The sequence below is a fragment of the Leucobacter luti genome, from assembly GCF_050310065.1.
GTDB classification, from domain to species: domain Bacteria; phylum Actinomycetota; class Actinomycetes; order Actinomycetales; family Microbacteriaceae; genus Leucobacter; species Leucobacter luti_B.
This window is the reverse complement of the sequence record NZ_CP190007.1, coordinates 762,726-785,032: the sequence shown is the minus strand read 5'-3', so window position 1 is coordinate 785,032 and position 22,307 is coordinate 762,726. Positions and strand designations below refer to the sequence as shown.

The following is a 22,307-nucleotide window of genomic DNA, read 5'->3' as shown; positions in this document are numbered from 1 at the left end:
CTTCAGTAGAAGACATCTGTGTGGCAAGGGAATTCGGACGGAACTCCCGTTCAGCGGGATAGAGTCTGCTCAGGGCGCAATGCCGCCCTCGCCCGCTGCCACCGCGTTTCGAGTCCGGCCCAGCTTCGGTCACTGATGAAGATGGCGTCGAGTGCAATCATCCCCATCGAGAACCAGGGCAGACCCATCATCACGCCGATTGCGGCATGGAAGCTCATGATCACAATGAGCGCAATGACCCGGGTAAAGCGACGCATGAGCATGAGCGGGAACGCGGTCTGGATGAGCACCGTGCCAATCGTGCCGACGGCCACCATCGGTCCCCAGCGAGTGATGAGGTCACTCAGGATCGGCCAGGTGCCAAACTCCATGGTCTGCAGCGGTGCGTACACCGCAATTCCAGCTTGCCAGGGTTGACCGCCCGCTTTGAAGAGGCCGCCGGCCGCATATACAAAGCAAATCTGCACGCCGATCACGACAACCGCCGAGTTGTGCATCAGGTTCGACGCCCAGGCCGGCAGCACCGGCTGGAAGTTCCAGGCGCGACGAAGCAGCGAGCCGCCGCGATCCGCCGTCCGCGCCCGCCTTCGGGCATCGAGCGACCACCGCTCGGAAAGCCCGCTAAAGATGAGCGCGATGAACGCAATCCGAGTCAGATTGTCGCTCTGGTTCTGAACGAACAGGTTGATGTTCACGAAGCCCACCCAGAGAACAAACAGGGGGAACATCACGAGTCGCGTGCGGTATCCGATCATGAAGAGGAACGCACACAGCATGAGCAGCAGCATCACCGTGGTGATGCCTGCGTCGGTGCGGGCGGCTTCGCGGATAAGGCTGAAGGGCCACAACACCGAGAAACTGCTCGTCGGATACTGCAGCTGGCCCGTCCAAGCGGCACCCGGACCCCAGGTGTAGTTGCGCGTGCCAAACTCGGTCAGCGCACTCCCGAGAACCGTGAAGCCGAGAAGGATCCGCACCACGGCCATGCCGTACTGCGCGCGTTTTGCATCGAGCGCCCACACCTCGACGAAGTCGAATGCGCGAGCGAGCAACGCAACAGTCGACGCCCAGAGGCCTGCAAGCACCCTGCCTGTGGTTCGAACGACGGTCTTGACTGCGCTCACTGGCCGGACCTCCTCAATGCATCACGGAACGTCTTCGCGAAGGCCTCTTGCGATTGCCCTTCGAGCTCGAGCATTCCCCGCCAACCGGTTTGGATGATTTGCTCGTCCGGCCGCACGGCGTTCGGATCGTTTCGTTGTTCGAATGGGATCACGTTCTGTCGCATCACCTGGAACTGCACCTGTTCAACACCCTCGCCCCACACCGCCCGGGCGACCTGTGCCGCATACCCGGAGGCGTAGCGCTCGGACACGATGTACGAGATCACGTTCGGGTCCGTCTTGCCGCCGTCCATCTCAATCTTCATGCGACCGAGCCAGTCGTCCCCCTTGTAGTAGTTGAGCTTTGCGATCTCCTTCTGCTCATCGGTCAGCTTCATGTAGTCATCACGGAAGTCCGAGGACATCTGTGCGCCAAGGCCCGATCCGCGTGGAGGAAACAGGTTGTACCGCGAGAGCGAGAGTTCCGCGACCGCGGCGTCCACCCACTCGGTCTCCCGGTAGCTGCCGTCCTCATTCTTGACTTGCGCGCGCACCTTGAAGTGGTGATCACCATTGATCGGCTCAGGCGCGAACACGCTCCAGCTCTGCCCATACCAGGGGATCATGTATTCGGTGAGGAGGTTCCCCGGCACGAGTGCGCGAAGCTCGCTTGGCGGGCTGATCCAGAGGAACGATGCGAACACGTGCCAGCCGGTAAGTAACGCAACCACGGTGAGTCCGATGCGCGCGGCAACGGAGCGTTTCGGTCGGTCCAAGGCACAGCCTCCTACGGTTGGTGAAGGTTGCCCTCGCGGGCACAGCGCCACCCGTGATCGTGGGGGCATTAGATATCACCCGAAGATAGTGAGCCGCCGAGGATTCGACGCCTGACCGGGTCGATTCAGTACTCAAAGGGGCGGCCCTGCGTAGTGCCTCGTCCGGCTTCCGTGCGTGAGGCCGCGCGAATCGGTGAGCCCACGGCATGTCTCCGAGGCGCGGAGCCGTTGGGCACGGTCGAGCGGACGCGGATCAGCCGCTTCGACTTCGGCGGTCACCCGCCATCAGGTTGTCGCCCGGGGCGGCTTGTCACCTGGACCGGCTCGCAAGCGCACTCAAAAGGCCCGGATCACCACCCAATTTCACGCCCAAGGTACGGAATCGCGACCGCGTCCAACAAAGGACCGCCCCGCCCCGTTAGTGTCCAAAGTGTCTCGCGAGCGCCAGCCCCCCCCCATTTCGGCGCTCGGGAGACGCAACCAGACCGCGCGGGTCCGATGACACCGATACCTCTTCCCAATTCGAGACCTCGGGTGCCGCGCGGCTCCGATGGGCGGTCCGCAGCCTACTGGCGCGGGCCGCCCATCGCTGTTGAACACTCGTTAAACAACTGCAACATTCCTATGGAGTTCCCCTGCTAGCATCAGACCCACGAGAGCCGTACAGGAGATCAACCCCCACTATGAGTCCGCTCAGCTGCTTTCTCCTCTGTCTCGTGAGCGTGCGGGAGCCCTTTCCGCACGATCTCGTCAGGCTCGTGGAGACGGAAGGCCCGCTCCTCGTCGGAGTTACCGACCAGGGCGCGGTGATGCATGAGATCACTTGCCTCCTCGACAAGGACTTCATCACCGCCGTCCCGACGGGCGAGGCGCAGTATCCCGAGGGCCAGCGCTTCCGCGCGACGACCGCCGGCAAAGAGGCGCTGCAGGCGTGGCTCGCGTCGCCGTACACCCCGGCCCCGCGGGTCGAGGACACCGACATCCAGCTGCGGCTCATGGCGGCCTCGGTCCTTGACCAGTTCACGGCGCTCAGCCTGCTCGAGATCGAGGTAGGGTTCCGCCAGGCACAGCTCGACTACATTGAGCGGGGTGCCGCCGCCGCGGCTGCGCGGCGTCCCACGGACCATACCGACCCCGAGTGGTGCTTCACTGTCCTGCGCGATTACCACGCATCGACGCTTCGCCGGTGGTTGGATCTGCTGAATCAGTTGCACGCGCGGTTGACCACGCGTGAGAACGAGGACCCCGCCGGCTGATCGCGGCACCGCCCCGCCGTTCCAAGCTGCCGCGGCGGATAGGCTGGGATCCATGCTGGTCACGGTCGAAGACGCGGAGCGGGATCTCCGCGCGCTCATGCGCCGGGACGTACCGCTCGCCTATACCCCGCAGGGCGCGCTCGCGGACCTTCCGCTGCGTCGCTCCGCGGTGCTCATCCTCTTCGGCGCGCTCGACCGCACCCTGGCCGAGCCGCGCGGATCCAGGGCCGGCCTGGCTGCTCCGGCCGAGCTCGACGTGCTGCTCACCCTTCGTTCGGGCGCCATGCGCCACCACGCGGGCCAGTTCGCGTTCCCCGGCGGCGGGGTCGAGCCGGGAGACGCCGATGCTGCGGCCACGGCCCTGCGCGAGGCGAACGAGGAGACGGGCCTCGACCCGGCCGGCGTCGATATCCTTGGCGCCCTCGCCGACGTTCACGTTCCGGTGAGCAACAACCTGGTCACGCCGGTTATCGGGTGGTGGAGGCGGCCGAGCGAGGTCGCCGCGGACCACGCCGAGTCGGTGGAGGTGTTCCGCGCCCCGGTCGCCGAGCTGCTCGATCCCGCAGCGCGCGGCTTGTCGCTCCTCGCCAGGGACGGCGCGAGCTTCCGCGCACCGGCCTTCCGCCTCGCGCCCCGCCTCGGCGGCGGCATCGTCTGGGGGTTCACCGGCATCCTGCTGGCATCCCTCTTCGACGAGCTCGGCTGGTCGGTGCCGTGGAGCCGCGAGCAACTATTCCCGGTCAGCCCGTAGTTCCGGATCAGGCGTGCGTTGCCCCGAGGTCGGGGAATTGCGTGCGCTCGTCCCCCAGCTGCAGCGCCAGCGCGGTTGCCTGTGCCGCGTCCTCGAGGTTCAGCGCACGGCGATACGCCATGCCGATCGTGTCCGCGACGACGGAGCAACCGTGGTGCTGCATGATCACGCAATCGTGCGAACGGAGCTCCTCGGCCGCCGAGTCGGCGAGCTCGTCAGTGCCATTGTGATAGAACGGCGTCACGCCGATCGAGCCGAGGTAGTAGGCGTGGTCCAGCGTGAGCCTGCGAACCTCGCGCCCGAGGCTCGCGAGCACGACGGCGGTGCGCGGGTGCAGATGCAGCACGCACTCCACGTCGGGCCGCGCGCGGTAGGCGCGGTGGTGCAGTTTCCACTCGCTCGAGGGCTTCGGCCCGCCGGAGCGCGGTGCCCCGTCCTCGGAATCCGCGATCGTGAGCTCCGCGAAGTCGCCTGGCGTGAGCCGGTCGAGCCAGGTCCCGCTCGCAGAGACCACAAACGTGTGCTCCGAGACCCGCGCCGAAAGGTTGCCCGCGCTCGCGAGCACGAGCCCCCGCGCGACGGCGTCGCGCCCGACGTCGATCAGCTCGGCGATCAGGCCATCCCGATCCCGATCCCGATCCCGATCCCGAGGCTTGTGCGTTTCCTGCTGCGTCACGGTCAGTTCCCTCCTGAGAGTGCGCGGTGCGTGGTGAATGCCTGCTGGTCGCTGAGCGAGGCAACGTAGTCGAGGATCGCGCGTGCGCGCCCCTGCCGCCTGAGGCCGGCGTCGCTCGTGTCGCCCATGAGCAGCTCAGGCCGCGTGGCGCGCAGCGCGAAACTCGCGGCCGTCGCCTCCTCGACCCACTCGAGGAGCCGGCGCGGGGCGCGGCCAGAGTCGTAGGGGTCGGCGAGCCACTCGTCGAAGCCGAGCGCGAGGTTCTCGACGATGCGCGCCATGCCGCGCTGCGGCTGGCCGAGCTCGGGACGCTCGAGCACGAAGTGCGCGTGCACGAACTTCAGCACCATGACCTCGTGCCATGCCCCCGAGTCGAGCCGCACGTAGCCGCTTCGCACGTTGGGCCGCTCCTCCACCACGATCGAGGTGCGCAGGTGGTCGATCCAGCGTCGCGTGAAGCCCGAGACGGCGCGCTCGCTGTCGATGCCGCCGTCGTACGGGATCGCCAGTAGCGACTCGCCGACCTCCTCGGCGACCCGCTCGACCGCGGCGGCGAAGGCGTCGCGGTCCGCGATCCAGCCGTCCTTGTGCTCGAGGCGGCGCCAGAGCAGTTCGAGCGCGTGACCGGGATCGCGCCAGTCGGCGAGCAGCTCCTGCTCCGGCACGGCTGCGAGCGTCGCACTCCCCGAGAGCCACGCGCGCAGCTCCCCCATCACGGCCGACTGCTGCAGCATGCCCGCACGGGTGAAGTCGTCGAGATCGTGCACCGCGTAGGCGATGTCGTCCGCCAGATCCATGACGGCGCACTCGATCGTCTGAGATCCCTGCGCGATGCCGGGGAACGCGGCGAGCGCGTCCTCCATCTCCGGCGCGTCGAGGGAGTACGCGGAAAACTTCTCAGCGCCGCCAGCCGGATCCGCCCCCACGCCGCGGGGCCGCTCCCAGACCGGCAGGTCGCTCCCCGTCACTCCAACCCATGCCGCGCGGGTCCACGGATACTTGAGCGTCGCCGCCCTCGTGGCCGCGGTGAGGTTCAGCCCGGGAAAATCCCTGCCGAGCGTGTCGAGCTGGGTCAGGATCCGGAAGCTCTGCGCGTTGCCCTCGAAGCCCTCCTGCAGGCCGAGCCGCTCGCGGGCGACGCGGTCGAGCACGCGCTCGCCCAGATGCCCGAACGGCGGATGCCCGAGGTCGTGCGCGTGGGCCGCGGCCTGGGCCACGATCGTGTCGCAGCCGCCGAGCCGCGCGACGATCGCGCCGACCGCGTCGTCTTCGGCCCGCTCCCCGCGCGCGAACGCCTCGTGCCTAGCGACCCGGCCGGCGAGCTGGGCCGCGATGACGCGCGCCACGGCGCTGACCTTGAGGGAGTGCGTGAGCCGGTTGTGCATGACCGGGCCGACGCCCGACTGCGGCATCACCTGCGTCACGTCCGAGAGCCGGCCGAAGTAGGAGGAGAACCTGATCCGCTCGAGGTCGACGCGGAACTCCTGCGGCTCGTACCTGCCACTGCGCGTCGCGAGCAGCACGGCCTCATCGTCCGGCCGGTGCTGCGACGTCTCCTGTTCGACGTAGCGGCGGGCCTCGCGGGGCTCAACCTCCCGGTCCGCAACGGATCCTTGCATGCCTCCATTCAAGCACCTCGCTCGCGAACTGCCGCGCGGGACCTGCCGCGCGGCGGCCGGCGCGAGTACACTTTCGGCAAGGACAGGGGGGTTCGGTGGCAGCAGCTGAAACCGGTGGCAATCGCACGCGCGCGGAGAGCACGCAGAGCATTGAGCGCGCGACCGGGCGCTCCTGGAGCGAGATCGTCGCCGACTTCGATGCGGCAGGCGCCCGCGAAATGCGGCACCCGGAGATCGCGAAGCTCGCGCGCCGGGGCATGCCAGACTCCCTCAAGAATCCGGACTGGTGGGCGCAGGCGGTAGCGATCGCCTACGAGCAGCACGTCGGACTCAGGGTGCCCGGGCAGTCGTCTGCCGGCACCTTCCGGGTGAGCGCGAGCCGCACCTTGGAGCTCGACCGAGACGCCGCGATCGACGCGTTCGTGCGCGCCCACGGGGAGCGCACCGAGCACCTCGGCCACGCCGCGGGCTCCCCGCGCCCGTCACGCACTGAGAAGCGCACGTTCTGGCGATTCTCCCTCGAGGGGGCGGGCAAGGTCGAGGTCTCGGCGACGCCGAAGGACGACGGCCGCTCCTCCCTCGCGATCAGCCACGACGGACTCACGACGCCAGACGACATCGAGAACTGGCGCGCACACTGGAAGGCGCTGCTCGCAGAGCTGTAACGGCGCCGCGAACTGGGGAGGAACTATGGCAAAGGACGGGAGCACGGCCGAGCGCATCGGGATCGTGTGGAACCCTTCGAAGACGTCGGAGCGGGAGCTCCGATCCGCCCTCGAGGAGGCGCTCGCCGAGAGCGTCTTCGAGGCCGAGCGGCCCCACGTGAGCTGGTTCGAGACGACGCCGGAGGACCCGGGCCACGGGGCGGCACGCTCCGCCGTCGCGGCCGGCTGCGGGCTCGTGATCGCCGCGGGTGGCGACGGCACCGTGCGCGCGGTCGCAGAGGAGTTGGGGCTCGGCGAGCGCGGGTCGGAATCCGGGTCGGGATCCGGAGCGGCCTCGGCCGAGCTCGGCATCGTGCCGCTCGGCACCGGCAACCTGCTCGCGCGGAACCTCGGTGTGCCCCTCGGAAACCCGCAGGCCGCGTTCGCGCGTGCCCTCGAGAGCGAGGCCGTGGCCGTCGACCTGGGCGAGGCGAGGGTGACGCGGGCCGGCGGCGAAGACGAGACGTTCGGCTTCGTCGTGATGGTCGGCTTTGGCGTCGATGCGCAGATGATCGTCGAGACCGACGACGAACTGAAGGCCCGCTCCGGCTGGCTTGCGTACGTGGAGTCGCTCGGGCGCGCGATCAGCGGGAGCGATGTCGTCGAGTTTGAACTCTCCGTGGACGGCGGCGAGCCCCGGCGCGAGCAATCGCATACCCTGCTGGTCGCGAACTGCGGAACTCTGCAGGCCGGGATCACGCTGCTGCCGGACGCGTCTCCGTCGGACGGCGTCCTCGACGTGCTCATGCTGAGCGCCGACGACGTCGCCTCCTGGCTGGACACGATGCGCAACATGGTCTGGGACAACGGGCTCAAGCGCCTCATCACACGCTCCGAGCGTGCGGAGAGTTCGGACTCGACCGCGCACCTGCGCGCTGGCAGTCTCCGCGTCGAGCTCCCCGAACCGCGGGAGTTCGAGGTTGACGGCGAGGAGGTCGGCGAGGTCACCGGCTTCGAGGTGCGGGTGCACGAGGGGGCGCTCCGGATCCGCTGACCGGAGCAGAATTGTCAGCTTCCTCTCGACGGGTATGGAGGGCTCTCGCTAGCTGAGCTGGGAGAGTAGTGACCGATCCACCCCCGCATGCGTCAGGAGCTCGAGTGCTGAAGTCTCAGAAGGTCCTCTTCGGCATCGGCGCGGCTATCATCCTGCTCGTCGCGGCCGCGGCCTTCGCCGGCCCGTTTCTCTACAAGGAATACTTCGCGCCGCGCGCCGAGTCGTCCCCAACGCTGCGGGCGAACGAGGGCGTGCTCGATGGCACCGCAGCGGGCAAGCCGCTCGATCCCGCGGCCCTCGTCGGCGTGTGGCAGGTGTCCTCCGGCTCGGAGGCGGGCTATCGGGTCGACGAGGTCCTGAACGGCACCAACGTGACGGTCACGGGGCGCACGGAGAAAGTCAGCGGCACGTTCACGGTCGCCGACGACGGGCTCACCCTGCAGGCAGCGGATCTCACGGTCGATGTCGCGTCGATCGCGACCGACAGCTCCTCGCGAGACGCGTACTTCCGGAACGACGCGCTCAGAACATCGGAGTATCCGGACGCCAAGTTCGTGCTCACGCAGCCCGTCACGGTGGCGGAGGCGCCCGCCTCGGGTGGCGTGCTGACGGCCGACGTCGCGGGCGACCTCACGATCGCCGGCGTGACGAAGCCCGTGACGGCGAGTGTCGAGGTGCAGAGCGACGGAACGACCGCCCAGATCGCGGGCTCGATCCCGATCACCTTCGCCGATTTCGGCGTGACCGCGCCCAATCTGGGCTTCGTTTCAGTAGAACCGCAGGGTGCCGTCGAGTTCCAGCTGCGCGCCGCGCGGTAGCGGTCTGCCTGCTCCGTGACCGCTTGGCGCCTCATAGGATCATGCTAGCCTCCCGATAGGATCACTACAGCAGCTGCGCAGACAGGGAGCACGGCGCGACACCCGGTCGCGACACTGGCGCCGCGCGGCGGGGAGGCCCCATGCGTCGCCGCGACACCCGAGCAACACTCCACCGATCAGCGATTCTGGCGGCCTCCGCGGCACTCGCCGCCTCGGCGAGCCTCACGGGCTGCGTGCTCATCCCCGGGCTGCTCAGCGGATCCGACGGCTCGGGATCCGGCTCCGGATCCGGATCCGGGAGCTCTGGCGAGGTCCCCAGCAAGGCAACCCCGACGGGGCCGGAGTCGGCGTGGCTGCGCGCCGAGTACGGCGCGGGCGAGGTGATGCCGTGGGAGATTCCCGGCGGGCTCTGCGGGTTCAGCGCGGACGGGACCATCACGGTCACCGTCGGCGAGGACCCTGCGACGGGCGGCGACGCCGTCATCGCGCTCCGCACGGGCAGCGACGAGGTCGCGTGGTCGCGGCCGGGCGCCAGCTGCGGAGACGCATCGACGTCGAGCGACCGCACGCTCGTGCGGCAGTCGTCGGACGGGGGCGGATCCGACGCCTCGCTCGCGCTCCTCGACACGATGAACGGCGCGGCGATCTCCGAGACGCCCGCGCCGGGCGCGCGCGGCCTCGTGGACCTGTTCGCGGTCGATGATCAGGGCTTCCAGGCGGTCGTCTCGCGCGGCGAGTCGGCGAGCGTGGTCTCCGCCGGCGCCGACGGCACGGTGCGCTGGGAGACTGAGCTCCCCTCCGGCATCTGGGACTACGGCTCGGCCGCGAGCCTCATCATCGAGTACCCGGCGATCTGCACGCTCATCGGGGACCACACGGTCTGCACGAACCAGTCTGCGCACGAGATCACGGCCTTCGACGCGAAGACGGGCGAGATGACGCTCCCCGCCACCGCGGGCCGGGGCACCATCATCGCCACCCAGGACGGCTGGGTCGACGTGACCGCGATCGTGGCCTCTGAGAACGCCCCGGCGCAGAACGCGCTGCTCTCCTACGAGGGCAAGCAGACGGGCGAGGTTCCGAACGTCGCGAACCGAGCGGGGCTCGAGTTTGCCCCGGTCCCGGGGAGAAAGGCGGGGGTCTCCCTGCGGGCGATGGACCTCGCGACGGGCGCGACCATGGTCGCGCACGACGGCACGATCGTCGCCCGCGCGCTCGTCGGCGGCGAGATGTCGGTCGGGCAGACGCAGCTCGAGCCGTCGTGGTCGCCCGTCGGCGTCAGCGCCGACGGCGGCGTCGCGGTCGTCCACGACCAGCTCACCACGACTGTCGCATTCCTCGACCCCGGCGGCGACCGCCTCGGCGAATACGCGAGCGACGAGATGCTCCAGCTTGAGAACGTCGACGGCACCCTCGTGGAGTACGGTCTGCAGGGCAAGCGGCGTGGCGCTCCTCCCGTCGAGTCGGCCGTAAGGCCCCATTCCCCACGCCGAGTCGGCCGTAAGGCCCCATTCACGCGCCCGAAAGGGGCCTTACGGCCCACTCGACCCGCGGGGCGAGGGATCCGGGCCCGGATCCCGAGCCCGCGCGCACGCACCCGAGGCCTTGCACCCGCGCGCCCGCACCCCCGGGCCCCGCGCGCACGCAAACACCCCGCACCAACGCCGAGTCGGCCGTAAGGCCCCATTCCCCACGCAGAGTCGGCCGTAAGGCCCCATTCACGCGCCCGAAAGGGGCCTTACGGCCCACTCGACCTGCGGGACGAGGAATCCGGGCCCGGATCCCGAGCCCGCGCGCACGCACCCGAGGCCTCGCACCCGCGCGCCCGCACCCGCGGGCCCCGCGCGCACGCAAACACCCCACACCAACGCCGAGTCGGCCGAAAGGCCCCATTCCCCGCGCCGAGTCGGCCGTAAGGCCCCATTCACGCGCGCGAAAGGGGCCTTACGGCCCACTCGACCCGCGGGACGAGGGATCCGGGCCCGGATCCCGAGCCCGCAGCACGCGACCTCGCGCCCATTGGCACCCGCGCATACGCTCGCACCCGCGCGCCCTCGCACCCGCGCGCGCCAACGCCGAGTCGGCCGTAAGGCCCCATTCACGCGCCCGAAAGGGGCCTTACGGCCCACTCGACCCGCGGGCCAAACGCCCGGAGGCCAAGCAACCAAGCAGCAAGACCCCCAAACCCCAAGGCCTACCGCTCGCCGAGTTCCTTCGCCTCGCGCGGGAGCTTTCGCACGCGCGCGCGGCGGCGCTTGCGCTCCGGGAGCATCGAGCGCATCTCCTCGAGCTTGCCGAAGCAGAGCAGGCGGTCCTCGGCCTCGATGACGACGTGTTTGCGGGGGTTCGGGATCACCTGCACCCCGCGGTGCAGGGTGAGGACGGTGATGTCGCGATCCCAGAGTCCGAGGTCGCCGAGGCGTTTCCCCTCGTGCTCGGAGCCCGCGTGCATGGTGAGCTCGGCGACGCCGTAGCCCGTGGACACGCTGAGGCGCTGGCGCACGTCGATCTCGGGGAAGTTCACCTGGTTCGCGATGAAGTCGATGATGGCGCCCGCGACGTCGAGGCCGGTCGCGGCCTCGATCCCCTGGAGACCTGGCGAGGAGTTGACCTCCATGACCAGGGGGCCCTCGTCGCCCTCGAGCATGTCGACGCCCGCGACGCGCAGGCCCATGATCTGGGCCGCGCGCACCGCGGCCTGTTCGTAGGCGGAGTCGAGCTGCACGGCTTCCACGGTGCCGCCGCGGTGCACGTTCGAGCGGAACTCGTCGCCGCTCGCGATCCGGCGCATCGCCGCGACGACCCGGTCACCCACGACGAGCGCGCGCACGTCGCGCCCTCGGCTCTCCGAGACGAAGCGCTGGATCAGGACATTTTGCCGCGTGGAGTGCAGCGTCTCGATGATCGCCTCGGCAACCTTGACCTGCGGCGCCAGGATCACGCCGATGCCCTGCGTGCCCTCGAGGAGTTTGATGACGACGGGGGCGCCGCCGACGCTTTCGATCGCGGGGCGCACGTCTGCGCGGTTGCGCACGAAGGCGGTGGCCGGCATGACGATGTTGTGGCGCGACAGGATCTGGATCGCGCGGAGCTTGTCGCGCGCGTTTGAGATGCCGTTCGCCGTGTTGGGCGTGTACACGTCCATCTGCTCGAACTGGCGCACGACGGCCGTGCCGAAATACGTGATCGAGGCACCGATCCGGGGCAGTACGGCGTCGTAGTCGCTGAGCTGCTTGCCTCGATAGAGGAGGTCGGGATCGTCGCCCGCGAGGTCGATCGCGAACCTCAGCGTGTTGAGCACGCGGGCCTGATGCCCCCGGTGCGCGGCGGCTGCCATGAGCCGCTGCGTGGAATATGCCTGAGGCGAGCGCGAAAGAATAGCGAGTTTCACGAGGTTCCCTGCCAGGATAGAAGCGTGACCGTACCCCCTTATTCAAGCACTCTTACCGGGTGGCGCGAGTGGGTGAGCCTGCCCGACATCGGCGTGCCCTGGGTGAAAGCCAAGATTGACACCGGCGCGCAGACCTCGGCGCTGCACGCCACGGGGATCGAGGAGTTCGAGCAGGACGGCGCGCCGTGGGTGCGCTTCCGCGCGCACCCCTGGCAGCGCGCCGATTCCGACGAGGTCTGTGTCGAACTCCCCATCCACGATCGCCGGATCGTGCGCAGCTCGTCGGGGCACGCGCAGGAGCGCCCCGTGGTGCTCATGCACATCGGGCTTGTGGGCCGCGAGATCGAGGCCGAGGTCACGCTGACCGACCGCGACGAGATGGTGTTTCGCATGCTGATCGGGCGCGAGGCGCTCAGGCGCGACTTCCTCGTCGATTCCTCGGCGTCGTTCCTCGGCGGTAGGCCGCCGCGCAGAATCCGGCGCCGCAACCGCGGCAGGGACTAGCCCGGGCGCGGGCCGCGGCGCGTCACCGCAACACCGCAACACCGCGACACCGCGACACCGCGACACCGCGGCACCGCAGTACCGCGATCCGGCACCGCGGTCGGATCCGGATCCCAGGCCGCGCGGCCCACACTGGAAGCATGGAAGTCACCGTGCCACTCGCCCATTCGGCAACCCCCGAGACGGTCTCCTCGGCGCGCCCCGCGACGGAGATCCCGTCGCGCAGGGCCGCCCGAGTCCGCTATATCGGAGTTGACCTCGCACGTTTCCTCGCGATCGTGGGGATGATGGCGACCCACCTGCTCGTCGCCGGGCCGTCCGCGGAGCCGGGCTCCCCCGAGTTCGTGGCGACCGACATCACTCAGGTGGTCGCCGCGGGCACCTCGGCGGCACTCTTCGCGGTCCTCGGCGGCGTGAGCATGGTGCTCGCGGCGCGGCGCCGGATCGCGGAGGGCCGCACGGGCGCAGCGATCGGGGCGATCGCGGTGCGCGCGCTCATCGTAATCCTGATCGGGCTGCTGCTCGGCGGGATCGTGAGCCCCGTCGTGGTCGTGCTCGCCTACTACGGCGTGGCGATGCTGCTCGTGGCCCCGCTCATCGCGGCGCCCGGCTGGCTGCTCGCGTCGATCGCGCTCGTGCTGGGGATCGCGAGCGGGCCGCTGAACGCGCTCGCCCGGCAGGGGCTCGGCGTCGTGAACGAGGGCGGCTCCGTGAACTTCGAGCTGCTCGGCGCCGACCCGCTCTCGGCGCTCCGCGCCGTTCTCCTCACGGGCGAGTATCCGGCCGTGACCTGGGCGGTCTACCTCATCGTCGGGATCCTGGCCGCGCGCGCCCTCGTGGCTGCGACGGCGCGGGGCTCGCTCGCGCGGGTGGCCGGCACGGTCGCCGCCTCGGGCGCGGTGCTCGCGACGGTCGCGCAGCTCGTATCGGCGTGGGCGCTCGCGAATCGCGGGCTCCTCGGCGCGACTCCGGTGCCCGGCATCGACGAGCAGCTTCTCGCGCAGCTGCTGACCGCGCCCACCTTCGGCGCGCCGTTCGGCCCCGAGCTCTGGGCCCAGCTCATCGCCACCCCGCACTCGGGCTCGCCGCTCGATCTCGCCCGCACGATCGGGATCGCGCTCGCCGTGATCGGGCTCCTGGTGCTCGTCTTCGACGCGCTCCTCGGCGCGCGACGCCCCGGCCCCGTGCTCGGCACGATCCGGGCCGCCGGCGCGGCCCCGCTCACCGTCTACACGCTGCACATTGTCGCGACGGGTCTCACCCTCGGCTCGCTCGTGGAGCACCCCGAGCTCATGACCGCTGGCGTGCCCTGGTGGTCGCTGGGTCTTGGCGCCTTCGGCCTGCAGCTCGCGGGCGTGCTCGCGATCGGGGCGGTCCTCGCGGCGCTCGGCCGCCGCGGCCCGCTCGAGGCGATCACCTCGGGGGCGGTGAATCTCCTGGTCAGGAGCGGCCGTTCGCCAAGATGACGCCCGCTTACCGCGGCGTTCGCGGATCCGGCGCCCTGGCGCGACGATGGAGGCATGACCGAAGCCGCTTGTACCGACCCCGGGGGCACCCCCTTCGAGGAGCTCACCCCTGAACTGCTCGGGCGTAGGCGCACGAGTCTCAAGTGGACGAGGTACCCGGCGGACGTGCTGCCCCTGTTCGTCGCGGAGATGGACTTCGAGCTCGCGCCCCGGATCCGCGAGACGCTCATCGAGCGGATCGAGGCCTCCGACACCGGCTACCTCGACGGCGCAGGCCCCCTCGCCCCGGCGTTCGCCGCCTTCGCGCGCGAGCGCTGGGGCTGGGAGGTCCCGGAGGAGCACATCCACCTCGCGACCGATGTCGCGACCGGCGTGGTCGAGGCCCTCCGCGTCGGCCGCCCGGCGGGCGGCAGGCTCGCGCTCGCGACGCCCGTCTACCCCGGCTTCTTCGAGATGCTGGAGGAGGTGCCGTTCGAGACGGTCGAGATCCCGCTCGCTGTCGGGACGGAGGCCGGCGAAGGACCATGCGCCGGGGCGGGCGAAGGGGCAGGCGCCGGATCCGGATCCCGCCTCGACCTTGCCGCGATCGAGCGCGAGTTCGCCTCGCAGCGCGGCATCGACGCCTTCCTCCTCTGCAACCCGCACAACCCGCACGGCACCGTGCACACGGCGGACGAGCTCGCGGCGCTCGCCGGGCTCGCCGCCCGCTACGACGTCTTCGTCGTCTCCGACGAGATCCACGCGCCGCTCACCCACACGGCCGCGCGCTTCACCCCGTTCGCGCCGATCGCGGCGGCGGCCGGGGCGCTCGCGGTCACCGCGACGTCGGCGAGCAAGGGCTGGAACCTCGCCGGCGCGAAGTGCTCGGTGATCGTCGCGGCCGACGAACGCGCCGAGGCCGTGCTCGCGACCCTGCCGCCCGAGACGACGACGCGGGCGAGCATCCTCGGGCTGCACGCGGGTGTCGCCGCCTTCGCGGAGTCGCGCGTCTGGCTCGACCGGGCGATCGCGCAGTTCGAGGCGAACGACCGGCTGCTCGCCGAACTCGTGGCCGAGCGCCTCCCAGGCGTTGTGTACACGCGCCCCTCCGCCGGCTACCTCGCCTGGCTCGACTTCCGGGCGGCTGGACTCGGCGACGACCCGGCCGGCCGCATCCTCGCGGAGGCGCGCGTCGCCCTCAACGACGGGGCAGAGTTCGGCCTCGGCGGCGCCGGATTCGCCCGCCTCAACTTCGCCTGCGCGCCGGACACCCTGACGCGCGCCGTCGACCGAATCGCCGCGATCCTCCCGGGAGCACGCTCATGACCTCAGCACCGCTCGACTCGACCCCCGTCGCGACCGCACCGGAGCCATCAGCACCGGCGCCAGCCGCACCCGCGCCGGCCGCGCCGGCGCCCGCCGCACCCCCCGTCGACGACTGGGAGGGCTTCGACTTCGACACCCGGCAGGTGCACGCGGGCGAGTACGCCGACCTCAACACGGGCCTCCGGGTGCCGCCCATCGCGCTCTCCGCCGGCTACGTCTTCGACGACTTCGACGACCAGGTCGACCGCTTCGCCGGCCGCTCGACCGACCCGATCTACTCGCGCCAGGGCAACCCGACGAACGGGGTCGCCGAGGCGCGGCTCGCCTCCCTCGAGGGCGGCACGGTCGCCGTCGCGGTCTCGAGCGGCCAGGCGGCGATCTCCTCCGCCCTCTTCGCGCTCGCCCAGCAGGGCGACCACATCGTCTCGACCGCCTCGATCTACGGCGGCACCAGGATCCTCTTCGGCCGCAGCTTCCGCCGCTTCGGGATCGACGTCGACTACGTCTGGGACGCCGACGACGACGCCGAGTGGGAGCGCGCGATCCGCCCCGAGACGAAGGCGATCTACACCGAGACGATCCCGAATCCGCGCAACGACGTCACGGATCTCCCCCGCATCGCCCAGGTCGCGGCCCGCTACAACCTCCCGCTCGTGGTCGACAACACGGTCGGCACTCCCGCCCTCATCAGGCCGTTCGAGCTCGGCGCCGACATCGTGGTGCACTCGACGACGAAGTTCCTGTCGGGGCACGGCGCGTCCGTCGGCGGCGCGGTCGTCGACGGCGGCCGCTTCGACTGGGCGGCCGCCGAGCGGGCCGGCCGCTCGTTCCCCCTGGTCACGCAGTCGCCGCGGCCGGGCCTCGGCTCGATGCTCGAGCGCTTCGGCGACGGCGCCTACGCACGTGCCGTGCGCGAGGCCGTCGTGAACGACATCGGCCCGTCGCTCTCCCCCTTTAACGGCTTCCTCCTGCACCAGGGCATGGAGACGCTCTCGCTGCGCATGGAGCGCCACGTCGACTCGTCGCTCCGGATCGCCGCCTGGCTCGAGCAGCAGCCCGAGGTCGAGGGCGTCGACTACGCCGGGCTGCCCTCGAGCGCGCAGCACGCGATTGCGCTGCGCGACTACGCGGGCCGCACGGGCTCCGTGTTCGGCGTGACGGTGCGGGGCGGGATCGACGGCGCGCGCGACTTCGTGAACGGGCTGCGCGTCTTCTCCCGCATGACGGGCATCGGCGACACCCGCTCGATGGTCCTCCACCCGCTCACCTCGACCCACGCGACCTTCCCGCACGAGATCAACGACCGGCTCGGGATCACGCCCGGGCTGCTCAGGCTCTCGATCGGGCTCGAGTCGGCGGAAGACCTGATCCGGGACCTGCGCCGCGGCCTCGACCGGGTCGCCTAGCTGCACCCACCCGGGGTTCTGCGCGCAGCGAGGCTGCGTGCCCAAATACGGGAAGTTGCGTGCAGATTTCCCGCTGGGCGCTGCGGGGGGGGCGGCGCCCGCACCCGCCGCGCGCGCTACTGCGCGAGCGCCTCGCGTGCGGCCGCGACGGCGTCCTCGGCCGCCGCGTACTGGTGCTCGGGCCCGGGGAAGGATCCCGCGCGCACGTCTGCGGCGTAGGCCGTGATCGCGGCGACCGTCGCATCGCCCACCTCGCCGAAGCGCTTCACGAACTTCGCCGTGTGCCCCTCGGTGACGCCGATAAGGTCGTGCAGCACGAGCACCTGGCCGTCGGCCGCACCCGCGCCGATGCCGATGATCGGGATCGAGAGCGCCTCGCGCAGGAGCGCCGTGAGCTCGGCGGGAACCGCCTCGATGACGAGGCAGAAGGCGCCGGCCTCCTCGATGCCGCGCGCCTCGCGCACGAGCCTCGCGGCGCTCGCGGCGGTGCGACCCTGCGCCCGCAGGCCGCCGAGCGCGACCGCGGTCTGCGGGGTGAGGCCGATGTGGCCGACGACCGGCATGCCGGCGTCGACGATCGCGCGGATGCGGCTGAGGCGGGTCGGGTTTCCGCCCTCGAGCTTGATCGCGTCGGCCCCGGCCTCCTTCGTGAAGCGCACGGCGGTCGCGACGGCCTGCGCGTCGGACTCCTCCGTCGAGCCGAACGGCACGTCGCAGACGAGGAACGCGGTATCCGTGCCGCGGCGCACGGCCTTCGCGAGCACGAGCATCTCGTCGGTCGTCACCGCGACGGTGGAGTCGTGCCCGAGCACGACCTGCGCTCCGGAGTCGCCGACGAGCACCATGTCGACGCCCGCGCGCTCCGCGGCGCGCGCGCCGGGGAAGTCGTACGCGGTGACCATGACGATGGGCTCGCCCGCGAGACGCTTCTCCGCCAGCTGCGGGATCGAGATCCGTGACATCTTCACTCCTTCGGGAACGGTGGGTCTTGCGGGTGTGCGTGCGGCCGGGCCTCTGACTACGGCGTGAGGACCGCGTTGTCGATGAGCCGCACCTCGCCCACGCGCACCGCGATGGCGAGCAGCGCGGGGGCGTCGACCCGCTCGACAGCATCAAGAGTATCCGGGTCGACGATCGCGAGATACTCCGCGACCAGGTCTTCTGCGGCGAGCTCGCGCCCCGCGGCCTCCCGGATCGCCTCGGCCTCGCACTCGCCGGACGCGAGGGCGGCCGCTGCGGCTCCGAGCGCGCGCGGGATCGCGAGCGCTCTGGCGCGCTCGCCCTCGCTCAGCCGCGCGTTGCGGCTGGAGCGCGCGAGGCCGTCCTCGTCGCGCGAGGTGGGGCACGGCACGATCCGGACGGGGATCCCGAGGTCCCGCACCATCCGGGAGACGACGAGGACCTGCTGAGCGTCCTTTTCGCCGAAGTATGCCCGATCGGGCATGCAGGCGAGGAGGAGCTTCGAGACCACCGTCGCGACGCCGTCGAAGTGGGCAGCGCCCCGGGTCTCGCCCTCGAGCCGCTCGGTGATCGAGCCGCCGACGTGCACGGTCGTCGCGAAGCCCTCAGGGTACATCTCTGCCGCGGTGGGCGCGAAGATCACGTCGACACCGGCCGCCTCGGCGAGCGCCGCATCGGAGGCCTCCTGCCGCGGGTACGCCTCGAGATCCTCCGCCTCCGTGAACTGCGTCGGGTTCACGAAGATCGACATGACGACGAACCCCTGATCGGCGCGCGCGGCGTGAACGAGCGAGAGGTGCCCGTCGTGGAGCGCCCCCATGGTCGGCACCATGCCGACCTCAGAGCCGCGGGCGCGGGCCCCCGCGACCTCCTTGCGCAGCTGCGCGATCGTGCGAACGATCCTCATGGGGCATCCCCGTCCTTCTGCGCACCGCGCCTGGCGTCCGCCGCGAGCCGCCTCGTGGCGTCCGCGAGCGCGTCGAAGAGCCCCAGATCCCCGGGGGCTCGCTCGGTGATGGCCGCGCGCTGCGCCGCGACCGTGTCCTCGTCGCCCCGGGCGATCGGCCCAGTGAGCGCGCGCTCGGCCCCGAGCGCCGCCCAGTTGTCGAGCGCCGCGCGCGCGAGCGGCAGCAGCGCCTCGCGGGGCACCCCGGCCGATGCGGCGAGCCGCTCGGCCGCGCCCTCGACCGTGACCAGGTAGTTCGAGGCGATCGACGCCGCGGCGTGGTAGGCGGCGCGATCCGGATCCGCCACCCGGAACGTCCGCAGGCCGAGCGCGGCCCCGAGCTCGGCGGCGACGAGGGACGCCCGTTCCCCCGCCGCGTCGATCGCGGCCCACGCGCCCGAGAAGTCCGTGCGCTCGCCCGTCACCGTGAGCAGCGGGTGCACGCTGAAGACCTGCTCGTGCGGGGCGAGCGCGGAGAGCAGCGTCGCGCCCGAGAGGTGCCCGACCGCGGGCCCTGGCAGGATCGCCGCCGCGGCCTCGGGGATCGCTGCGTCCGGCACCGCGAGGAGCACGGCGTCGAATGCGCCCGCCTGACCGGTGGCTCCGTCGCGACCGGTGGCGCCGCGGCCGGCCGGCTCGGACGCGTCGACCCCGGAAGCGCGCAGTGCGGGCGCGAGCGCCCTCCCCATGCGGCCTCTGCCGACGATCTGGATCCGCATGGCCCGGCTAGAGCTCGAGCCCGTACAGGTTCGGCTCGGGCGCCAGGATCACGCCGAATTCCTGCTGCACGCGCTGCACCACGAAGCGGGCGAGCTCGGCCACGTCGGCGGCCGTCGCGGCCCCCCGGTTCGTGATCGCGAGCGTGTGCTTCGACGAGATCGCGGCGCCGGATCCGGGCAGCCTGAAGCCCTTTCGCACGCCGGCGTTGTCGATGAGCCAGGCCGCCGAGAGCTTGACGGAACGCTCCCCCTGCTGCTGCGGCACGCGGAGCGGCTGGCCGGCGGCGAGCTCCTCGAAGCTCGTGATCGCCGGCTCGTCCTCGTCGGCCTCGAGCTGGAAGCGCGGCGCGTCGTCCGGCAGGGTGCGGGCGAACTTCTCGGACACGATCGGGTTCGTGAAGAAGGATCCGGAGCTCCACGTGTCGTGGTCTGCCGGCTCGAGCACCATGCCCTTCGAGGCGCGCAGGCGCAGCACCGCGTCGCGCAGCACGCGCAGCGGCACGCGCTCGCCGACCTCGACGCCGAGCGCGCCGGCGAGCTGCGCGTAGGCGATCGGCGTGGAGAGCGCGACTCCGTTCGCGTCGGTCTCCGCCGGGGTGAGCAGCAGGTCGATCGACACGACGACCCCCTCTCGCCCGCGCTTGATCGCCGAGTCCCGGTAGCCAAGCTCGAGCTCCTCGCCCGTGAGCCGCACGGTCTCGCCGAGCTCGTGGTCGTAGAAGGCGACCGAGTGGAGCACATCGGAGAGCTCCTGGCCGTAGGCGCCGATGTTCTGCACGGGCGCCGCGCCGGCGAGGCCCGGGATCCCGGAGAGCGCCTCGATGCCCGCGAGCCCGCGATCCACGCAGGCGGCCACGAGGTGGTCCCAGTCGTGACCGGCCTGCACGCGCAACCTGAGCTTGCCGGCCGCGGCCGCATCGGGATCCTGAATCGGGGCCGTGCCCGTCGAGCGCACGAGCAGCATCGTGCCGGGATAACCCTCGTCGCTCACGACCGTGTTCGAACCGCCGCCGAGGAGGAGCCACGGCTCGCCCTCGGCCCACAGCTCGGCGGCGTGCGCCACCAGGTCCTCGGCCGAGCGCGCCACGAGGATGCGCTCGGCGGGCCCGCCGACGCGCATCGTCGTGAGCTCGGCGAGCGGCGTGCCGTCTCTGACCGGCTCGGGCAGGATGTCGGGGTAGCTCACGCGAATGCCACGACCATCTGGGACTTCCCCAGCACCGTCGCGCCGTCGAAGACGACCTTCAGGTCGATCCGGGCCGTGCGGGCCTCGGCGTCGAGCGCACCGACGGTCGCGGTCACGGTGACCGCGGCCCCGGCCTCCGCGTCGACGGGAACCGGGCGCGTGAAGCGCGACTGGTAATCGACGACGGAGCCGGCCGCGCCGAGCCAGTCGGTCGCGACGGAGCCGGCGGCCCCCATCGTGAGCATGCCGTGCGCGAGCACGCCGGGCAGGCCGACCGAGGTCGCGACATCGTCGCGGTAGTGGATCGGGTTGAAGTCGCCCGAGGCTCCCGCGTAGCGCACGAGGGTGTCGCGGGTGAGCGTGAACTCGCGCTCGGCGACCACGTCGCCCGTCGCGAGGGAGTCGAAGTTCGGGTTCGTCATGCTGCTTCCTCCCCGCGCACCACGAGCGTCGAGATCGCTGTGACGACGTGCGCTCCCTCGGCGTCGACGACGTCGCTCGAGGCCGTTACCATCGAGTGCCCGCCGAGCTGCTTGACCGCGGCGATCGTGAGCGTCGCCGTGAGCTCGTCTCCCGCGACGATCGGCCGCGAGTAGCTGAAGCGCTGGTCACCATGGACGACGCGCGTGAAGTCGACGCCCGCCTCGTCATCCGCGAGGAGCTGGGCGAGCGTGGCCTCCTGCACGACGACCGCGAAGGTCGGCGGCGCGACCACGTCGGCGTAGCCCGCCGCTCGGGCCGCCTCCGGATCGAGGTGGAGCGGCGACGAGCTGAGGACCGCGCGAGCGAACTCGCGCACCTTCTCGCGACCGACGAGGTACGGGGCGGTCGGCGGGTACACCCGGCCTTGGATATCTGGATTCACCACGTGCCCATTCTACCGAGCACCCCCAACACGCACGGAAACGGCCGCGGCCCGGGATCCCGGACCGCGGCCACCCGCCGCGCGATGAGCGCTACTTCTTGCCCCCGAGCAGGCCGCCCAGGATGTCGCCGAGGCCGCCGCCGGAGCCCGATCCGGAGCCGGATCCGGAGCCGCCGCCGAGGAGCCCACCGAGCAGGTCGCCGAGGCCGCCGCCAGCCGAGGAGCCGCCCTTTGCCTGGCCCCCTCCGAGCAGGTCGCCCAGGCCGCCGCCAGACGCGGAGCCGCCGCCGGATCCCGAGCCGCCGCCCAGCATGCCGCCGAGCAGGTCGCCCAGCACCCCGCCGAGGCCGCCGCCGGAGCCCTGCGCCTGGCCCTGCGCGGCGACCGTGCCGCCGCCACCGCCGAGCTTGCCCGCGAGGAACTGCATCACGAGCGGCGCGAGCATCGGGAGCAGCTGCGGGATCAGGTCGGCGATGACGTTGCTGCCCGAGCGCTGGCCCAGCGCCTGGGCCACGTCGCCCTCGCGCTCGCCGAGCACGTGCTTGACGATCTTCTTCCCGTCCTCGGTGTCGATCGCGTCGAGGCTCAGCTTGCCCTCGGCGGGCGAGTGCTGCGCGACGGCGCGCTCGAGCTTCTCGGCCCCGGCCGTGTCGCTCGCGTTCACGGCCATGCCGCCGACGAGCCCGGGGAGCGCCTGCTGCACCGCAGCCGACATCGTGTCTTCATCGACTCCGAAGCGTGCGGCGAGGTCGCCGATGGGCACCTGTCCGAGCAGCGCGTCGAGATCGTTGTTCTTTGCCATGTGATCCCCCTCATCGGGTAATTAGGCGACGCGTGTTCGCGCTCGCTGGACCCAGGCTAG

General features: G+C 71.1%; 22 protein-coding genes. 10 read left to right on the top strand and 12 right to left on the bottom strand.

Features of this window, described 5'->3' with window-relative positions:
* Positions 1-50: 50 nt before the first annotated feature.
* Positions 51-1,124 carry an HTTM domain-containing protein gene (locus ACOPJ3_RS03520; RefSeq protein WP_427870450.1) on the bottom strand — a complete coding sequence of 358 codons (1,074 nt, stop codon included), beginning with the start codon at positions 1,122-1,124 and terminating at the stop codon, positions 51-53.
* On the bottom strand, positions 1,121-1,879 hold the full coding sequence (locus ACOPJ3_RS03515; protein WP_427870449.1) for a DUF5819 family protein: 759 nt from the start codon (positions 1,877-1,879) through the stop codon (positions 1,121-1,123). The genes ACOPJ3_RS03520 and ACOPJ3_RS03515 overlap by 4 nt, the downstream gene beginning before the upstream one ends.
* Before the next feature lie 809 nt (positions 1,880-2,688).
* Between ACOPJ3_RS03515 and ACOPJ3_RS03510 the strand changes: the two genes are divergently transcribed.
* Positions 2,689-3,135, top strand: coding sequence for a hypothetical protein (locus tag ACOPJ3_RS03510; RefSeq protein WP_427870448.1), 447 nt, complete (start codon positions 2,689-2,691; stop codon positions 3,133-3,135).
* A 52-nt stretch (positions 3,136-3,187) separates the two neighbouring features.
* Positions 3,188-3,886: an NUDIX hydrolase gene (locus ACOPJ3_RS03505; protein WP_427870447.1), complete on the top strand. Its 699-nt coding sequence runs from the start codon at positions 3,188-3,190 to the stop codon at positions 3,884-3,886.
* A 7-nt stretch (positions 3,887-3,893) separates the two neighbouring features.
* Here ACOPJ3_RS03505 and ACOPJ3_RS03500 read toward each other — a convergent pair whose 3' ends face one another.
* Both ACOPJ3_RS03500 and ACOPJ3_RS03495 read right to left on the bottom strand, forming a co-directional pair.
* Positions 3,894-4,562 carry a class II aldolase/adducin family protein gene (locus tag ACOPJ3_RS03500; protein ID WP_427870446.1) on the bottom strand — a complete coding sequence of 223 codons (669 nt, stop codon included), beginning with the start codon at positions 4,560-4,562 and terminating at the stop codon, positions 3,894-3,896.
* A 2-nt stretch (positions 4,563-4,564) separates the two neighbouring features.
* On the bottom strand, positions 4,565-6,181 hold the full coding sequence (locus ACOPJ3_RS03495; protein WP_427870444.1) for a deoxyguanosinetriphosphate triphosphohydrolase family protein: 1,617 nt from the start codon (positions 6,179-6,181) through the stop codon (positions 4,565-4,567).
* Between the two features lie 95 nt (positions 6,182-6,276).
* On the opposite strand from ACOPJ3_RS03495, the gene ACOPJ3_RS03490 reads away from it, so the two are divergent.
* The 4 genes from ACOPJ3_RS03490 (at position 6,277) to ACOPJ3_RS03475 (ending at position 10,376) form a co-directional block, all read left to right on the top strand.
* A complete protein-coding gene (locus tag ACOPJ3_RS03490; protein WP_427870443.1) occupies positions 6,277-6,846 on the top strand; it encodes a hypothetical protein in 570 nt (189 codons plus the stop codon).
* A 25-nt stretch (positions 6,847-6,871) separates the two neighbouring features.
* The gene (locus tag ACOPJ3_RS03485; protein ID WP_427870441.1) at positions 6,872-7,879 is read left to right on the top strand and encodes a diacylglycerol/lipid kinase family protein; all 1,008 of its coding nucleotides are present in this window, start codon (positions 6,872-6,874) and stop codon (positions 7,877-7,879) included.
* 104 nt (positions 7,880-7,983) lie between these two features.
* Positions 7,984-8,697 carry a YceI family protein gene (locus tag ACOPJ3_RS03480; protein ID WP_427870440.1) on the top strand — a complete coding sequence of 238 codons (714 nt, stop codon included), beginning with the start codon at positions 7,984-7,986 and terminating at the stop codon, positions 8,695-8,697.
* Positions 8,698-8,837: 140 nt separating this feature from the next.
* Positions 8,838-10,376, top strand: coding sequence for a hypothetical protein (locus tag ACOPJ3_RS03475; RefSeq protein WP_427870439.1), 1,539 nt, complete (start codon positions 8,838-8,840; stop codon positions 10,374-10,376).
* 515 nt (positions 10,377-10,891) lie between these two features.
* On the opposite strand, the gene ACOPJ3_RS03470 is transcribed toward ACOPJ3_RS03475, so the two are convergent.
* Complete coding sequence (locus ACOPJ3_RS03470; protein WP_427870438.1) at positions 10,892-12,088, bottom strand: RimK family alpha-L-glutamate ligase; 1,197 nt, start codon at positions 12,086-12,088, stop codon at positions 10,892-10,894.
* 24 nt (positions 12,089-12,112) lie between these two features.
* On the opposite strand from ACOPJ3_RS03470, the gene ACOPJ3_RS03465 reads away from it, so the two are divergent.
* The 4 genes from ACOPJ3_RS03465 (at position 12,113) to ACOPJ3_RS03450 (ending at position 16,769) form a co-directional block, all read left to right on the top strand.
* Positions 12,113-12,592, top strand: a complete 480-nt coding sequence (locus ACOPJ3_RS03465) for an ATP-dependent zinc protease family protein (RefSeq protein WP_427870437.1) — start codon at positions 12,113-12,115, stop codon at positions 12,590-12,592.
* Between the two features lie 140 nt (positions 12,593-12,732).
* Entirely contained in the window at positions 12,733-14,058 is a 1,326-nt protein-coding gene (locus ACOPJ3_RS03460; protein WP_427870435.1) for a heparan-alpha-glucosaminide N-acetyltransferase domain-containing protein, read from the top strand.
* 54 nt (positions 14,059-14,112) lie between these two features.
* Entirely contained in the window at positions 14,113-15,363 is a 1,251-nt protein-coding gene (locus ACOPJ3_RS03455; protein WP_427870433.1) for a MalY/PatB family protein, read from the top strand.
* On the top strand, positions 15,360-16,769 hold the full coding sequence (locus tag ACOPJ3_RS03450; RefSeq protein ID WP_427870432.1) for an O-acetylhomoserine aminocarboxypropyltransferase/cysteine synthase family protein: 1,410 nt from the start codon (positions 15,360-15,362) through the stop codon (positions 16,767-16,769). Before ACOPJ3_RS03455 ends, ACOPJ3_RS03450 begins: the two co-directional genes overlap by 4 nt.
* Positions 16,770-16,885: 116 nt before the next feature.
* On the opposite strand, the gene panB is transcribed toward ACOPJ3_RS03450, so the two are convergent.
* The 7 genes from panB to ACOPJ3_RS03415 all read right to left on the bottom strand — a co-directional run bounded on the left by panB (position 16,886) and on the right by ACOPJ3_RS03415 (position 22,247).
* On the bottom strand, positions 16,886-17,731 hold the full coding sequence (gene panB, locus ACOPJ3_RS03445; RefSeq protein WP_427870430.1) for a 3-methyl-2-oxobutanoate hydroxymethyltransferase: 846 nt from the start codon (positions 17,729-17,731) through the stop codon (positions 16,886-16,888).
* Between the two features lie 56 nt (positions 17,732-17,787).
* A complete protein-coding gene (gene panC, locus ACOPJ3_RS03440) occupies positions 17,788-18,636 on the bottom strand; it encodes a pantoate--beta-alanine ligase (protein ID WP_427870429.1) in 849 nt (282 codons plus the stop codon).
* Complete coding sequence (locus tag ACOPJ3_RS03435; RefSeq protein WP_427870428.1) at positions 18,633-19,394, bottom strand: DUF2520 domain-containing protein; 762 nt, start codon at positions 19,392-19,394, stop codon at positions 18,633-18,635. Before ACOPJ3_RS03435 ends, panC begins: the two co-directional genes overlap by 4 nt.
* Before the next feature lie 7 nt (positions 19,395-19,401).
* Positions 19,402-20,514, bottom strand: a complete 1,113-nt coding sequence (locus tag ACOPJ3_RS03430) for a UDP-N-acetylmuramate dehydrogenase (protein ID WP_427871168.1) — start codon at positions 20,512-20,514, stop codon at positions 19,402-19,404.
* Between the two features lie 62 nt (positions 20,515-20,576).
* Positions 20,577-21,002 (bottom strand): MaoC/PaaZ C-terminal domain-containing protein, encoded by a 426-nt coding sequence (locus tag ACOPJ3_RS03425; RefSeq protein WP_427870427.1) that lies wholly within the window; start codon positions 21,000-21,002, stop codon positions 20,577-20,579.
* On the bottom strand, positions 20,999-21,448 hold the full coding sequence (locus ACOPJ3_RS03420) for an FAS1-like dehydratase domain-containing protein (protein ID WP_427870426.1): 450 nt from the start codon (positions 21,446-21,448) through the stop codon (positions 20,999-21,001). The genes ACOPJ3_RS03425 and ACOPJ3_RS03420 overlap by 4 nt, the downstream gene beginning before the upstream one ends.
* 88 nt (positions 21,449-21,536) lie before the next feature.
* A complete protein-coding gene (locus ACOPJ3_RS03415; protein ID WP_427870425.1) occupies positions 21,537-22,247 on the bottom strand; it encodes a DUF937 domain-containing protein in 711 nt (236 codons plus the stop codon).
* Positions 22,248-22,307: the final 60 nt, after the last annotated feature.

What these genes read in the sequence shown, in the direction of transcription:
- ACOPJ3_RS03475 (WP_427870439.1), top strand. Translation starts at nt 8,838, where the DNA reads ATGCGTCGCCGCGACACCCGAGCAACACTCCACCGATCAGCGATTCTG.
- ACOPJ3_RS03485 (WP_427870441.1), top strand. Translation starts at nt 6,872, where the DNA reads ATGGCAAAGGACGGGAGCACGGCCGAGCGCATCGGGATCGTGTGGAAC.
- ACOPJ3_RS03415 (WP_427870425.1), bottom strand. Translation starts at nt 22,247, where the DNA reads ATGGCAAAGAACAACGATCTCGACGCGCTGCTCGGACAGGTGCCCATC.
- ACOPJ3_RS03435 (WP_427870428.1), bottom strand. Translation starts at nt 19,394, where the DNA reads ATGCGGATCCAGATCGTCGGCAGAGGCCGCATGGGGAGGGCGCTCGCG.
- ACOPJ3_RS03425 (WP_427870427.1), bottom strand. Translation starts at nt 21,002, where the DNA reads ATGACGAACCCGAACTTCGACTCCCTCGCGACGGGCGACGTGGTCGCC.
- ACOPJ3_RS03495 (WP_427870444.1), bottom strand. Translation starts at nt 6,181, where the DNA reads ATGCAAGGATCCGTTGCGGACCGGGAGGTTGAGCCCCGCGAGGCCCGC.
- ACOPJ3_RS03455 (WP_427870433.1), top strand. Translation starts at nt 14,113, where the DNA reads ATGACCGAAGCCGCTTGTACCGACCCCGGGGGCACCCCCTTCGAGGAG.
- ACOPJ3_RS03450 (WP_427870432.1), top strand. Translation starts at nt 15,360, where the DNA reads ATGACCTCAGCACCGCTCGACTCGACCCCCGTCGCGACCGCACCGGAG.
- panB (WP_427870430.1), bottom strand. Translation starts at nt 17,731, where the DNA reads ATGTCACGGATCTCGATCCCGCAGCTGGCGGAGAAGCGTCTCGCGGGC.
- ACOPJ3_RS03510 (WP_427870448.1), top strand. Translation starts at nt 2,689, where the DNA reads ATGCATGAGATCACTTGCCTCCTCGACAAGGACTTCATCACCGCCGTC.
- ACOPJ3_RS03460 (WP_427870435.1), top strand. Translation starts at nt 12,733, where the DNA reads ATGGAAGTCACCGTGCCACTCGCCCATTCGGCAACCCCCGAGACGGTC.
- ACOPJ3_RS03505 (WP_427870447.1), top strand. Translation starts at nt 3,188, where the DNA reads ATGCTGGTCACGGTCGAAGACGCGGAGCGGGATCTCCGCGCGCTCATG.
- ACOPJ3_RS03430 (WP_427871168.1), bottom strand. Translation starts at nt 20,514, where the DNA reads ATGCGCGTCGGCGGGCCCGCCGAGCGCATCCTCGTGGCGCGCTCGGCC.
- panC (WP_427870429.1), bottom strand. Translation starts at nt 18,636, where the DNA reads ATGAGGATCGTTCGCACGATCGCGCAGCTGCGCAAGGAGGTCGCGGGG.